Here is a 13,120-nt window from a genome sequence, read left to right as displayed (position 1 = left end):
CTCGTCGAGTTCGGCTTCCGCCATCTTCTCGATGAGCGCGTCCAGCACGGCCTCGCGCATCCCGGGGACGAAGCGGATAGAGCCGACGACGAGGTGGCCGCCGCCGGAGACGCCCGCGCCCGGCAGCTCCTCGTTGAGCTCCTCGACCATCGTCGGGATGTCGAGGCGGACGCCGTCCGACCGGAGGACCGCGAAGTCCGGCCCGTAGCCGATGGTGATGACGGGCTCGCCCGTCTCCTCGACCTTCTCGTCGTGGATCTCGCCCGTGGTCTTCCCCGGCGCGGGGTACGTGAACCGGTGGGCGTGGTTCTCTACGTCGATGCGGTAGAGGTTCGCGCCGTTCGCGACGCGCTCGTGTTCGACGTGCGGGGTCGCCGCCTCGAGCTGTTCGTCGACGGCCTCGGCGGCGCGGTTCGCGAGGAACGGGACGAGCTCGCGGTGGCGCTGTTCGTCGCCGTTCACGTTCAGCACGTCGTTGATGAGCTGCGTCCCGGGGTCGTAGCGCAGCATGTACGCCTCGTAGTCGAGGGCTTCGCTGATGTTCTGGAGGAACTCCTCGTCGTAGCCGGCCTCGCGGGCGAGCTCGAGGTAGTCGGCCATCTCGTCGGCCTTCGAGCGGTCCGAGAGCCCCGCGACCGCGGGGACGTGCTCGAGCTCCTCGGTGAGGCCGGGGTAGATCATGCGCGCGAGCTCGACGCAGAGCATCCCCGTGGTGATGCGGTAGTCCTCGCCGTGGAGGTAGGGGTTGACGTGCTCGTCGACGAGCGGGTCGACGGCCTCCGGGTCGGGGTGGTGGTGGTCGACGACGACGATGGGGATGTCGTAGTGGTCGAGAGTCTCGTAGGCGGGCGTGTCCTCCTCCGTGCTGCCGTTGTCCAGCATCAGCAGGAGGGGGAGCTTCTGGCCGTGGCGCGCGCGGTCCTCGAGCGCGAAGTTCAGGTCGCGCGTGGCGTCCTCCATCTCGTAGTACGGCGCCTTGCTCGGCAGGCGCTTGAGGAGGTGGCGGGCGGCGTCGGCGTCCTGGTGGGCGTCCTCGATGAACTCCGTGAGCGCGTACTGGACGGGGACGCTGGCGGCCATGCCGTCGCCGTCGGCGTGGTGGCGCATCCGAATCGGGCGGCCCTCGAGGACGGCGCGGCGGAGCGTGCGCGCGACCGACCGGAGCTCCGGCAGCATCTCCTCGAGCGCGGGCCAGTCGACGAGCGGGTCGACGTCGACGGGTTCGGCGCGCTCGGCGAGCGCGGCGTCCAGCCGGCCCGCGACGTCCGCGGCGTCCTCGCCCTCGAGCACGTCGAGTGCCGTGACCTCGACCTGATACGTGCCCTCGCGCTCTTCGACGTCGCCTTTCACGTGCACGAGGTCGCCGACTTCGACGACGGGGTGCGCGCGGACGCCGGCGGCCTCGAAGGCCGTACACGGCACGGCGCTGGTCTCGTCGCGCACCCGGAAGATGGTCGGGCCCGCGGTCTGCTTGATCTGGACGACCTCGCCCTCGACGTGGACGGTCTCGCCGACGCGGTCGCCGACCGTCTCGGCGTCGACGCGGTCGTAGCTGTGCGCGCGCTCGACCGTCTCGTAGTCGTCGAGGCCCGCCAGCTCGAAGCTCAGGTCGCCGTTCTCGCGGACCTCCGTGAGCTTCACGACGACGTCGTCGCCGACGTCGAGGTCCCGTTCGCCGTCGAACGTGGACTCGTGGACGAGCCCGGAGACGTGCTCGGAGAGGTCGACGAAGACGCCGTAGTCGACGACGCCGTTGACGGTCGCGTGGTAGTACTCGCCGGCTTCGACCTCCTGCGTGGTACACGAGGCGTGGAGGTCGACGACGACCGGGCGGTCGGCCCCGGCGTCGGAGGAAGCGTCAGTCATCTTGGGCCTCAATTCGGCGCCGGCGTTTTTAACCCTTTTCAAGGGCGTCTCGCGTGCGAACGCGGGGAACGCGGACCCCGCACGCGGCGGTGTTCCGGAAGCCTCAACAGTCACCGCCGCGGACTCGGTAGTATGTTGTTCGGCGGGCGGCCCGACGTGGTCGGCATCGCGCGGGAGGCCCTCGAGTTCGCGATGGAGGCCGCCGAGGACAGCCACCCCAACGAGTACCTCGGCCTGCTCCGCGGCACGCCCGCCAAGGAGTTCGACGTCGGCCCCGACGACGGCTACTTCGTCACGGACGTGCTGATGGTGCCGGGCACCGAGACCAACCCCGTGAGCGCGACGTTCAACTCCAGTCAGGTCCCCAACGACATGCGGACCGTCGGGAGCGTCCACTCCCACCCGAACGGCGTGCTCGAGCCCTCGGACGCCGACCGCGCGACGTTCGGCCGCGGCGACGTCCACGTCATCCTCGGCGCGCCCTACGACCGGTCGTCGTGGCGCGCGTTCGACCACGAGGGCGAACCCCGGACGCTGGACGTCTACGACGTCCCGCTCCCCGAACCCGAATCGTTTTTCGACTTCACGCAGGAAGACATCGACGAGGAACTGTGAGACGAGTCGTCGCGCAGGGGACCTTCGACCTCATCCACCCCGGCCACGTCCACTACCTGGAGGACGCCGCCGCGATGGGCGACCGCCTCCACGTCATCGTCGCGCGCCGCGAGAACGTCACCCACAAGGAACCGCCCGTACTCCCGAACCGCCAGCGCCGCGACGTCGTGGCCGCGCTCGACGCCGTCGACGAGGCCCGCGTCGGCCACCCCTCGGATATCTTCGCGCCCATCGAGGAGATCGACCCGGACGTCATCGCGCTCGGCTACGACCAGCACCACGACGCCGACGCCATCGAGGCCGAACTCGCCGACCGCGGCGTCGACTGCGAGGTCCGCCGCGCGTCCGGCCGCGAGAAGCGCTACGACGACGAGCTCCTCTCGACGGGCGACATCATCGACCGGATTCTCGCCCAGCGCGACTGACCGAGAACGGCGAAAACGGAACAGAGCGGAGCGGCGAACGGCGCGGCGGACCCAGTTACGTCCGCTTCTTCAGTGACTCCTCGGCCTTCTCGATGTACTCTTCGGCCGTCTCCAGCGCCTGTTCTTTCTTCCCGGACGCCTCGCGTTTGGCCTCGCGGAGCTCCTCGCGGAGCTCGTCGGAGGCGTTCTGGATGGCGTCGGTACCCCAGCTGTCGTCGTCGGAGCTGGTGTCACTGGACATCGCAGTCGGTACTGTCCGGCTGGTCGACCAAGAATCTGACGGCAGCTCGGGGTCAGAGTCCGAGCTCGCGACCGATGACGAGGTGCTGAATCTCGCTCGTCCCCTCGCCGATCTCCATGAGCTTCGCGTCCCGGAAGAACCGCTGGGGCGCGAAGTCCGTGGTGTAGCCGTAGCCGCCGAGCGTCTGCACCGCGTCCTCGGCGACCTCGCGGGCGGCCTCGCTGGCGTCGAGTTTCGCCAGCGCGGACTCCTTCGTGACGGACTCGCCGTCGTCGTACCGCGTCGCGGCCTTGCGGGTGAGCAGCCGGGCGCGCTCGGTCTTCCGGTGCATCGAGACGAGCTTGTTCCGGATGGCGTCGATCTCCGAGATGGGCTGGCCGAACTGCTCGCGCTCGACGGCGTACTCCTTGGCGGCCTCGTAGGCGCCCTGCGCGAGCCCCGTGGAGAGCGCGGCGATGGAGATGCGGCCGCCGTCGAGGGTCTTCTTCGTCTGCTCCCAGCCCTCGCCCTCCTCGCCGAGCAGGCGGTCCGCGGGGATGCGGCAGTCGTCGAACTGGATCTCGCACGTCGGGGAAGCGTTCAGTCCCATCTTGTCCCACTCCGTCGTCACCTCGAAGCCGTCGTCTTCCTCGGGGTCGACGATGAACGTGGAGATGCCGCCGTAGCCCGCGTCCGGGTCCGTGACCGCCTTCACGAGCACGCTGCCCGCGACCGAGGCGTTCGTGATGAACTGCTTCGTGCCGTTCAGCACGTACTCGTCGCCGTCGCGCTCCGCCGTGGTGTCCATGTCGCTGGCGTCGCTGCCGCTGTCCGGCTCCGTGAGCGCCCACGACCCGAGGTACTCGCCCGCCGCCAGCGGGCGCAACCAGCGCTCCTTCTGCTCCTCGGTGCCGAACAGCTCGATGGGCTTCGACGCCAGCGAGACGTGCGCCGCGTACGACAGCCCCACGGAGCCCGACACCCGCCCGAGCTCCTCCGCGACCAGCGAGTACATCAGCTGGTCGCCGCCGAGGCCGCCGTACTCCTCGCTGATGGGCACCCCCATCATGTCGAGGTCCGCGAGCTCGTCGAACACCTCCGCCGGGAAGCGGTGTTCCTCTTCCATCTCCCACGCGACGGGCTCGATCTCCGCCTCCGCGAACTCCCGGACGGTGTCCCGCACCATCCGGTGCTCGTCGGGCAGGTCGAAGTCCATGAGTCAAAATTTGCCACCGAGCGCATAAACACACCGGAACGACCGTGAACGATTCCCCGAGCGGTGTTGTTCGTGTCGAGCACGGTGTTCGGGGCTCCCTTCGGTCAGCCACGCTGCTCGCGGCTCTCGTCGGTCACCGCTCGCTGTAACGTGGGCTCCCGTCGGTCGCCCACGCTGCTCACGCGTCGCTCCGCTCCGCGTTCGCGATAACGTGACCTCGCTGCGCTCGCCCACGCACCCGCTGGAAATTTACCCGCGCGTCCCGTCTCCTCGGTGTGAGCATCCGCCAGTTCGTCCGCGGCACCGTCCCGTGGGACTCGCTGGAAGCCGTCGCCCGCGAGGTCGCCGACCGCTACGACCAGCCGTCGGTCCGGGTGACGTTCCTCGAGACGGACAACTGGCTGTCGACGCCCTGCGTCGTCAACGACCGCTGGTTCGTGAAGGTCATCTCCGGCCAGAACGCGCTCGTCCACGCGCTGTTCACGGGCGCGCGGAACCTCGGCGCGTTCTCCAGCGGCCGCGAGGGGTTCTTCGAGCCGTTCGACGGCCCCGTCGAGATGGCCGAACACGAACTCGAGGCCACGCGGAAGCTCCGCGACATCGGCGTGAACGCGCCCGAGCCCGTGGAGGCGTTCGAGGTCGAGGGGTTCGGGGTGCTCGTCCTCGAGTACCTCCCGGAGTTCCGGCCGCTGGACGACCTCTCGCCCGCCGACGTCGAACGCTACGCGCCCGACCTGTTCGCGGCGCTGGCGACGATGCACGAGAACGGCGTCGCCCACGGCGACCTGCGCGGCGAGAACGTCCTCGTCTACGAGGACGACCTCTACTTCATCGACGCGACGAACGTCGCCGGCGACGGCCTCGAGGGCGCTCGCGCGTACGACCTCGCCTGCGCGCTCGCCGCGCTCGAACCGCTCGTCGCGCGCGCACCGTCGTCGAGATCGCGGTCGACGCCTACGACCCGGGCGACGGCTCGCGGACGCGAGAGCAGAACGCCGCTGCGCTGCTGGACGCCCAGGACTTCCTGAGCTTCGTCCAGATTCGCCCCGACCACGCCTTCGACGCGGCGTCGCTCGCCGGCGAAATCGAGAAGGCCGCCAGCGGGCGCGGCGACGCGACCCGGTGACCGGTTCGGAGCGTAGCTTTTTCTGCGAGCCGCCCGCAGTTTTTGCCGATGACGTACCAGCACTACATCGACGGCGAGTGGGTCGACGGTCACGGCACCGAGACCTTCGAGAGCGAGAACCCCGCCACGGGCGAAGTGCTCGGGGAGTTCCACCGCGGCACCGAGGCCGACGTCCGCGAGGCCACCGCGGCCGCGGACGACGCCGCCGAGGAGTGGCGCGGGCTCTCCCACATCGACCGCGCGGAGTACCTCTGGGACATCTACACGGAGCTGAAGGACCGCCACGAGGAACTCGGCGAGGTCGTCACCAAGGAGTGCGGGAAGGAAATCAGCGAGGGGAAAGCCGACGTGACGGAGGCGTGGCACATGGTCGAGTGGGCGGCCGGCGACGCCCGCCACCCGAAAGGCGACGTGGTGCCCTCCGAGATTCCGAGCAAGGACGCGTACATGCGCCGGAAGCCCCGCGGCGTCGTGGGCTGCATCACGCCGTGGAACTTCCCGGTCGCGATTCCGTTCTGGCACATGGCCGTCTCGCTCGTGGAGGGCAACACGGTCGTCTGGAAGCCCGCCGAGCAGACGCCGTGGTGCGGCCAGATTATCGCGGAGATGTTCGAGGAGGCCGGCATCCCGGACGGCGTGTTCAATCTGGTGCAGGGGTACGGCGACGCGGGCGCCGCCATCGTCGACGACGACCGCGTGGACACCGTGCTGTTCACGGGCTCCGCGGAGGTCGGCCACGAGATCGCGCGGGAGGTCGCCAGCGACCCCGGGAAGCTCGCGGCCTGCGAGATGGGCGGGAAGAACGGCATCGTCATCACCGAGGAGGCGGACCTCGACATCGCGGTTCACTCCGCGGTGATGAGTTCGTTCAAGACGACGGGCCAGCGCTGCGTCTCCAGCGAGCGGCTCATCGTCCACGAGGACGTCTACGACGAGTTCAAAGAGCGCTTCGTGGAGGTCGCGGAGAAGGTCGCGGTCGGCGACCCGCTGGACGACTCGACGTTCATGGGGCCGGCCATCGAGGCCGAGCACGTCGAGAAGATTCGGGAGTACAACGACCTCGCCCGCGAGGAAGCCGAGAACGTCCTCGTCGACCGGACGGACCTCCCCGCCGAGGAGATTCCCGAGGGCCACGAGGACGGCCACTGGGTCGGCCCGTTCGTCTACGAGGTCGACTACGAGCCCGACCTGCGGTGTCTCAACGAGGAGGTGTTCGGTCCGCACGTCGCGCTCGTGGAGTACTCCGGGGACATCGAGCGCGCGGTCGACATCCACAACGACACGCCGTACGGGCTCGCCGGCGCCATCGTCTCCGAGGACTACCGGCAGATCAACTACTACCGGGACAACGCCGAGGTCGGGCTCGCGTACGGGAACCTCCCGTGCATCGGCGCGGAGGTCCAGCTCCCGTTCGGCGGCGTGAAGAAGTCCGGCAACGGCTACCCCAGCGCCCGCGAGGTCATCGAGGCCGTCACCGAGCGCACCGCGTGGACGCTGAACAACTCCAAGGACATTCAGATGGCGCAGGGCCTTTCGGCGGACATCAAGACCGAGGACGACTGACCAGCCGGGAGCGGTCCTGGTGGAATCTCCAAGGGCGAACGCCGAACGCAGTGAGGCGTGAGGGCTTGGTGGCTGCAGGGCCTTTCGGCGGACATCAAGACCGAAGACGACTGACACCACGTCGGCTTCCGGAGCGCAGTCGCTCGCGACTCGGAGAGAGGAAGGCGGAAGGGTGGCGGTTGACTTCCCGCGGACCGCGGCCGTGGGCCGGGACACGGCCGCGTCGGCGGACGCGGAGCGGACGTGGACGCGAGGTTCTTGCCGGTTCGACGAGAAAAGCGTCGACTACCGGCACCTGGGGATAGCGCGCGACGACACTTAAATTCACGTATCGCGGGTGGTCGGTCAGCGCCGCCGGTCGTCGAGCGCCGGGAACTCCTCGCGGACGGTCGCGACGCGCTCGGGGTCGAGGTCCGCGTACACGACGTCGGGCCGGTCGCCCGTGCTCGCGACCGCGGTCCCCCACGGGTCGTAGACGGTCGACCGCCCGAGCAGTTGGGCGTCCTCGAACGTCCCGCTGCCGTTGACGGCGGCGACGTACGCGAGGTTCTCGACGGCGCGGGCCTGCGGCAGCAGCTTCCAGTGTTCGACCCGGGGGTACGGCCACGCCGACGGCACGAGCAGGAGGTCGACGCCGTCGGCGACGAGTTCGCGGTACAGCTCCGGGAACCGGAGGTCGTAGCACGTCGTCACCGCGGCCGTGAACCCGCCGAGTTCCGCGGTCGGCACGCGCTCGCCGGGCGTCAGCAGCTGGGCTTCCGCGGACTCGTAGCCGAAGAGGTGGTGTTTCCGGTACGCGAGCAGGCGCTCGCCGTCGCCGTCGAACAGCACGCTCGTGTTCGCGAGGCCGTCCTCGGCGGGGCCGCCCTCGGTCTCGCCCAAGTCTTCGACGACGCTGCCAGCGAGCACGGCGACGTCCGCGTCGACGGCGGCCTCGCGGACCGCGGAGAGGGAGGGGCCGTCGAGCGGTTCGGCCTCGCGCTGGTAGGCGTCGAACGCGAAGAAGCCGACGTTGAACAGCTCCGGGAGGCAGACGAGGTCCGCGCCCGCGTCGGCCGCCTCGCGGACGGCGTCGACCGCGCGCTCGACGTTCGCGTCCACCGCCGCGCCCTCGACCTCGGTCTGGGCGAGTGCGACGCGCATCTCAGGCCTCCGCCTCCAAGGCTTCCTGTAACCCGTCGAGTTCGTCGTCCAGGTTCCGCTCGAAGAACCGCTCGACGCCCGGCACCTTCCCGTCGACGACGAACCGGTTGGTCACCCGCGAGCCGCCGTCGGCCGCTTCGACCTCGTGTTCGCCCGTGACGTCGAAGATGCGGGACTGCCCGACGAACTTCACGTACCGCGGTGGTTCGACCTCGACGTCCCGGGTCTCGACGGCGATCGTCGACCGGACGACGGGGATGGGGAGGCGTACGCGCCACGTCGTCGTGTCGCCGTCGTGCTCGTAGCTGTCCACGACGCTGATGGCGCCCGCGCGCTGCTCGGGGTCGGAGATGAACGCCCACACGTCCTCGGGGGCGGCCGACACCTCGAACGTCCGCTCGACCCGAACTGTCATACGCGGAGTTGACCGCCCGCCCGCAAAAAGCCGCCGGTTACGCGGGTTCGACGCGCCACGTCGTCGACTTCGAGCGGCTCCACTTCTCGATGTCGACGTCCTCGGTCTTCTCCGCGAGCTCGGGGAGCCGCACACCGACCTGCTTCGAGGAGAGCCCGAGGTGGTTCGCGATGTTCTTCGAGCGGAAGTACCGCTCGCCCGTCTCGACGCTCTCGCGGAGGAACTCCAGAATCCGGCGTTCCTCGTCGGTGTATTCCTCGGTCATTACCCCGTAACTACGCACTTTGTCCGTTTATCCCTTGTGTTACCCCCAGACGTGGAGGGCGGCGACGCACAGTGCCGACAGCGTGACGGCGCCGGCGAAGCCGAGTGCGGTCTGGAACTGTCCGGGCGCGACGAACGTGTACGCGGCCGCGGCGACGGCGAGCAGGCCGAGCGCGAGGCCGAGGCCGATGCCCATGTCCGTTTCCTGCGTGGACCCAGTCGTCATGGCTGGGCGTTGCGCGTGGGGTCCCTTAACTGGTTCTACTCGGTGCGACCCCGGGCCGACAGACTTTCACGCTGGAAGCACTCCGAGTCGTGCATGGACGTCCGCGCGCTGCTGTTCGGGAGCACGATACGGGTCGCCGTGACGGTCGTCGCCGGCCTCGGGTTGGCCGTCGGCGGCGCGTTCGCCGCGGGGTTCCTCGGCGTGCCGAGCGTCGAGCGCATCGACAACGAGTTCGGCGCGGTCAACGACACGCAGACCGAAATCGAGACCGACCTCGTCGTCAACAACCCGAACCCGGTCGGGGTGCAGCTCGGCGGCACCAGCGTGAACTACACGGTGTCGATGAACGACGTGCGGATGGCGAGCGGGGACAAACGCGGGGTGGGCGTCGGCACCGGGAACTCGACGGTGAACCTGACGACGTACCTCCACAACGAGCGCATCCCCGCGTGGTGGGTGAGCCACGTCCGCAACGGCGAGCAGACCGACCTCGGGGTGTCCGCGACCGTCCAGCCCGGGTTCGTCGGGCGGTCCGCGACGTTCCAACCGGCCAGTCGCTCCATCGAGACGGACCTCCTCGGGCAGTTCAACTCCAGCGAGGACCGCCCCGTGAACGCGGACATGCCGCTCGTCGAGGACCCCGTGCTCGTCGTCCGGCAGACGAACGCCTCGTGGGGCACCGTCACCGACGCGGAGACGCCCATCGACCTCGAGTTCGGCGTCTACAACCCGAAGACGTCGCCGGTCGTCGTCTCGAACGTCGGCTACGAGATTACGATGAACAACGTCTCCGTCGGCGAGGGCGAGACCGAGGACGGCCAGACCATCCCCGGGAAGTCCTACCGCGTGGTGGACACGCCGACGGTCATCGACAACGAGAACCTCGACGAGTGGTGGGTGACCCACGTGGAGAACGACCAGACGACGGAGCTCCGCATCGACTTCTACGCGGAGATCGAGCCGCCGGGCTCCACGCAGACGATTCGCGTGCCGCTCGACGACATGACGTACACCCAGACCATCGAGACGGACATGTTCGGGAACAAGGACGGCGCCGGCGGTAACGCGACTGACGACGATACCGGCAACGAGACGACCGCCGAGGGAACGACGACCACTGACGGCACCACCACCGAGGACGGCACCACGACCAGCGACGGCACGGCCGACGGAACCACGACCGACGAGACGACCACGACGGACGACGGGACGACCGACGGAACTACCAGCAGCGACGGGACGACGACGGACGGCGGGCTGCTCGCCCGCGGGACCGCGGCGTAGGGCCGCTTCGGCCGAGAGTTAGATTTTTGTCGACCGCCGCGCATTCGCCGCACATGAACCGGAGTTCTCGCGCTCCTGGTCGCGTTCTCCCAGTCTGAACAGTCGATCGACGTCGAACCGGACGGCGCCGACCTCCGCGTCACCGTCGGCGGCGAGACCATCGAACTCTCCCGCGAGGACGCCGCCGAACTCCGGGACGCCGTCGGCGACGCGCTGACGGGCCGCGAGGAGTTCTTCCGCACCGCGGGCGTCCACCGCGAGGACGGCAGCTACGTCGTCGAGCGCCGCGGCGCCGACTCCGCTGGCAACTCGGTGGTCTTCGAGAGCTTCGCCGAGCTCCGCGGGCTGTTCGACCGCCTCCCGGAGACGTTCGACGCGGAGACGCTCTCCGCGGACGGCTTCACCGGGTCCCGGCGGCACATGCTCGTCCGGCACTTCGCCGAACACCCGCAGTTCCCGTGCACGCTGGCGTCGCGGAACCCCCTGCGGGGCGAGAAGACTAGCTGATGGTGGTGTGGCTGGACTGCTCGTTGAGCGCGAGGTTCGCCGCGATTTCGGCGTTCCGCATCGCGTACTGGGCGGTCTGCTGGAGGCTCACGAGCACCTCCCGCACCTCCAGCAAGTCGTCGTTGTCCATCTCCGGGAGGTCCGCGAGGATGTCGCCCTCGCGGTCGCCGAGCTCCGCGAACAGGTCCCGGACCTCGACGGTCGCGTCGTAGTCGCGGGCGACGACGGCGTCGACGGCGGCCGCGGTAATCTCGTCGACCTGGTCGGTGAACTCGCGGATGCGCCGCATCGTCGACTGCTCGACCTCGAGGGTGTTGCCGTCGGTCTCGAGGACGATCTCGGCGATGTCCTCGGCGTTGTCCGCGGTGAGCTCGAGGTTCTTCGCGACCGACCGGTAGCCGATGAGCGGGAAGCCGTCGTCGAGGCCGACGGCGCGCGCGAGGTTCGGGTTCTGGTAGGCGGTGAAGATGAGCCGCAGCAGCAGGACGAAGATCTTGTTCGCCTGCCGCTCGCGGTTGAGCGCGCGCTGGGCCATGTCGGGGCTGCCGTGTGCGAGCGCCTTCACGGCCTCCTCGCGCATCGTCGAGCCCGTGCTCTCCAGGCGCTCGAGGAGGTTGTCGAGGTCGAAGTCCTCGGGGTCGACCGAACACCGGATGGTGATGCGCTCGGGGGTCTCCTCGACGACGCCGAGGCCCATGAGCTGGGTCTCGGCCTTGTAGACGGCGTTGATGTGCTCGGAGTCGAGGGCGTCCTCGCTCTCGACGTGGATGATGCGGCGGCCGAGGACGTACTGGCCGACGATGGCGCGCTCGACGGCGTCGGCGTCGAAGTTCTCCGAGTGAATCGTCGCCTCGGTCTCCTCGCCGTGCGCGGACTCCGGAGTGACCGTCAGCGACCCCTTCCCGCTCTCGCGGACGGTGACCTCGTCGCCCTTCTCGACGTCCTGGCTGCGCGCCCACTCCGCGGGCAGCGTCATCGCGAGCGTGGACGGGCCCAGGCGTTGGACTTTCCGGGTTTCCATACGTCCGGCACGCGCTGGAACGACCTTAGTCTTACTCCTCCGTCCTTATACTTGCCTAAGGGTGTGCCGGCCACGCACGCCCGTCGGGGATTCCGGGAGCCTTTTGCCCGCCCGGCCCCTCGACGGAGACATGGGTTTTGGTAGCTACGACGAGTCCGAGCAGCAAGACCAGAACGTGGACACCGACGAGGACAAGGGGGTCAACGTCCACGAGAACGACCACGACGGCAGCGTCAGCTTCGACTCGGACGCCGACAGCGACGAACTCATCGACCAGCTGCAGTCGATGAAAGACGACTAGACGACCTTCACCAGCCGCGTCTCGAAGCGCCCCGTTCTGACCTTCTCCCAGCCCCGTAGCGACTCGTCGACGCCCTCGTCGCCGGTGTCGACGCGGAGCACGCCCGTCTCGTCGAGCTTGCGCGGTGACGCCAGCACGCGCACCTCGCTCCGCTCGACGACCGCGGGCGAGATCTGGTCGTTCCCCCGGCCGAACACGAACCCCTGGCCGCCGATGGGGGAGACGTAGACGACGTTCTCGTCGCCGAGCGCGGCCAGAATCTCGTCCTCGCCGCCGTCCCGCACGACCAGTTCGCCGTCCCGGTAGACGTCGACGCCGAGCGGCGAGCCGTCGACGCCCAGCGCGTCCGCCACGTCGCCCAGCGTCCCCCCGGGCCCGAGCACGTACGTCACGCCGGGCTCGACCTCCTCGGCGACGGCTTCCGCGAGCGCGTCCGTGCTGCCCGCGTGGACCTGCTTGGCGGACTGGAGGTCCTCCGCGACCGGGACGTCGACGACCCCCCGCAGCCGCGTTCGGACCTCGCCCTCGCGGTAGGCCTCCTCGTCGATGTCGTTGACCTCGCGGGCCTCGGTGTCCTCGAAGTCCGCGGCGACCCGGCCCGCGGCCTCGGGGCGCACGGCGAACACCGACGAGTACACCTTCACGCCCGCGGGCACGCCCAGTACGGGCACGTCGGCGTCCGCCTCGTCGAGCGCGTCCGCGACGTCCGTCGCGGTGCCGTCGCCGCCGACGAACAGAATCAGGTCGACGCCGCGGTCGACGAACGCCCGCACGGCGGCCTTCGTGTCCGCGGCGGTCGTCTCCTCGGCGTCCGGCTCGCCGACGACCTCCGGGTCGAAGCCCGCGGCGCGCGCCTCGTCGGCGCCCATCTCGCCGCCGTACGCCAGAATCTCGGCCTCGGGCGAGCGCTCCCGGAGCGCGTCGAGGG

At 69.4% G+C, this 13,120-nt stretch carries 16 protein-coding genes and 1 pseudogene; 7 read left to right on the top strand and 10 right to left on the bottom strand.

Translation table 11 applies throughout. From position 1 onward, the window contains the following. A partial coding sequence (locus tag GJ634_RS10745) for a DHH family phosphoesterase (RefSeq protein WP_157502791.1) occupies positions 1-1,866 on the bottom strand: 1,866 nt, incomplete at its 3' end. 132 nt (positions 1,867-1,998) lie between these two features. Between GJ634_RS10745 and GJ634_RS10740 the strand changes: the two genes are divergently transcribed. Together GJ634_RS10740 and GJ634_RS10735 are read left to right on the top strand one after the other, a co-directional pair. After that, positions 1,999-2,481, top strand: coding sequence for a Mov34/MPN/PAD-1 family protein (locus tag GJ634_RS10740; RefSeq protein ID WP_157502790.1), 483 nt, complete (start codon positions 1,999-2,001; stop codon positions 2,479-2,481). After that, entirely contained in the window at positions 2,478-2,906 is a 429-nt protein-coding gene (locus tag GJ634_RS10735) for an adenylyltransferase/cytidyltransferase family protein (RefSeq protein WP_331714114.1), read from the top strand. Before GJ634_RS10740 ends, GJ634_RS10735 begins: the two co-directional genes overlap by 4 nt. A 55-nt stretch (positions 2,907-2,961) precedes the next feature. On the opposite strand, the gene GJ634_RS10730 is transcribed toward GJ634_RS10735, so the two are convergent. Together GJ634_RS10730 and GJ634_RS10725 are read right to left on the bottom strand one after the other, a co-directional pair. After that, positions 2,962-3,147, bottom strand: a complete 186-nt coding sequence (locus GJ634_RS10730; protein WP_157502789.1) for a hypothetical protein — start codon at positions 3,145-3,147, stop codon at positions 2,962-2,964. Between the two features lie 52 nt (positions 3,148-3,199). After that, entirely contained in the window at positions 3,200-4,342 is a 1,143-nt protein-coding gene (locus tag GJ634_RS10725) for an acyl-CoA dehydrogenase family protein (RefSeq protein ID WP_157502788.1), read from the bottom strand. Between the two features lie 275 nt (positions 4,343-4,617). Here GJ634_RS10725 and GJ634_RS10720 point away from each other — a divergent pair. Together GJ634_RS10720 and GJ634_RS10715 are read left to right on the top strand one after the other, a co-directional pair. Beyond that, positions 4,618-5,468, top strand: a pseudogene (locus tag GJ634_RS10720) (RIO1 family regulatory kinase/ATPase). Between the two features lie 48 nt (positions 5,469-5,516). After that, the gene (locus GJ634_RS10715; protein WP_157502787.1) at positions 5,517-7,031 is read left to right on the top strand and encodes an aldehyde dehydrogenase family protein; all 1,515 of its coding nucleotides are present in this window, start codon (positions 5,517-5,519) and stop codon (positions 7,029-7,031) included. Positions 7,032-7,376: 345 nt separating this feature from the next. On the opposite strand, the gene GJ634_RS10710 is transcribed toward GJ634_RS10715, so the two are convergent. From GJ634_RS10710 to GJ634_RS10695, 4 genes are read right to left on the bottom strand one after another with little or no spacing between them, the layout of a single operon-like run. Continuing rightward, on the bottom strand, positions 7,377-8,174 hold the full coding sequence (locus GJ634_RS10710; RefSeq protein WP_157502786.1) for a carbon-nitrogen family hydrolase: 798 nt from the start codon (positions 8,172-8,174) through the stop codon (positions 7,377-7,379). 1 nt (position 8,175) lies between these two features. Next, entirely contained in the window at positions 8,176-8,589 is a 414-nt protein-coding gene (locus tag GJ634_RS10705; RefSeq protein ID WP_157502785.1) for a CoxG family protein, read from the bottom strand. Positions 8,590-8,626: 37 nt separating this feature from the next. Beyond that, a complete protein-coding gene (locus tag GJ634_RS10700; RefSeq protein ID WP_157502784.1) occupies positions 8,627-8,854 on the bottom strand; it encodes a hypothetical protein in 228 nt (75 codons plus the stop codon). A gap of 39 nt (positions 8,855-8,893) precedes the next feature. Beyond that, a complete protein-coding gene (locus GJ634_RS10695; RefSeq protein ID WP_157502783.1) occupies positions 8,894-9,079 on the bottom strand; it encodes a hypothetical protein in 186 nt (61 codons plus the stop codon). A 93-nt stretch (positions 9,080-9,172) separates the two neighbouring features. Here GJ634_RS10695 and GJ634_RS10690 point away from each other — a divergent pair, with 93 nt between their 5' ends. Further along, positions 9,173-10,363 (top strand): LEA type 2 family protein, encoded by a 1,191-nt coding sequence (locus tag GJ634_RS10690; protein WP_157502782.1) that lies wholly within the window; start codon positions 9,173-9,175, stop codon positions 10,361-10,363. 18 nt (positions 10,364-10,381) lie between these two features. Here GJ634_RS10690 and GJ634_RS16150 read toward each other — a convergent pair whose 3' ends face one another. Continuing rightward, positions 10,382-10,618, bottom strand: a complete 237-nt coding sequence (locus GJ634_RS16150; protein WP_231737022.1) for a hypothetical protein — start codon at positions 10,616-10,618, stop codon at positions 10,382-10,384. Between GJ634_RS16150 and GJ634_RS16975 the strand changes: the two genes are divergently transcribed. Next, positions 10,523-10,870, top strand: a complete 348-nt coding sequence (locus tag GJ634_RS16975; protein WP_394350890.1) for a hypothetical protein — start codon at positions 10,523-10,525, stop codon at positions 10,868-10,870. The two genes, GJ634_RS16150 and GJ634_RS16975, sit on opposite strands and share 96 nt — an antisense overlap. On the opposite strand, the gene GJ634_RS10680 is transcribed toward GJ634_RS16975, so the two are convergent. Continuing rightward, positions 10,863-11,891 (bottom strand): phosphate uptake regulator PhoU, encoded by a 1,029-nt coding sequence (locus GJ634_RS10680; RefSeq protein WP_157502780.1) that lies wholly within the window; start codon positions 11,889-11,891, stop codon positions 10,863-10,865. The two genes, GJ634_RS16975 and GJ634_RS10680, sit on opposite strands and share 8 nt — an antisense overlap. A 130-nt stretch (positions 11,892-12,021) precedes the next feature. Here GJ634_RS10680 and GJ634_RS10675 point away from each other — a divergent pair, with 130 nt between their 5' ends. After that, the gene (locus GJ634_RS10675; protein ID WP_157502779.1) at positions 12,022-12,192 is read left to right on the top strand and encodes a DUF5786 family protein; all 171 of its coding nucleotides are present in this window, start codon (positions 12,022-12,024) and stop codon (positions 12,190-12,192) included. Here the strand turns inward: GJ634_RS10675 and GJ634_RS10670 are convergent. Next, on the bottom strand, positions 12,189-13,120 hold a 932-nt coding region (locus tag GJ634_RS10670), incomplete at its 5' end, for an ATP-NAD kinase family protein (protein WP_157502778.1). The genes GJ634_RS10675 and GJ634_RS10670 overlap by 4 nt on opposite strands.

Source organism: Halobacterium sp. CBA1126, assembly GCF_009741975.1.
In the GTDB taxonomy this organism is placed as follows: domain Archaea; phylum Halobacteriota; class Halobacteria; order Halobacteriales; family Halobacteriaceae; genus Halobacterium.
Note: the sequence above shows the minus strand (reverse complement) of the source record. Positions and strands in the feature narration are given on the sequence as shown.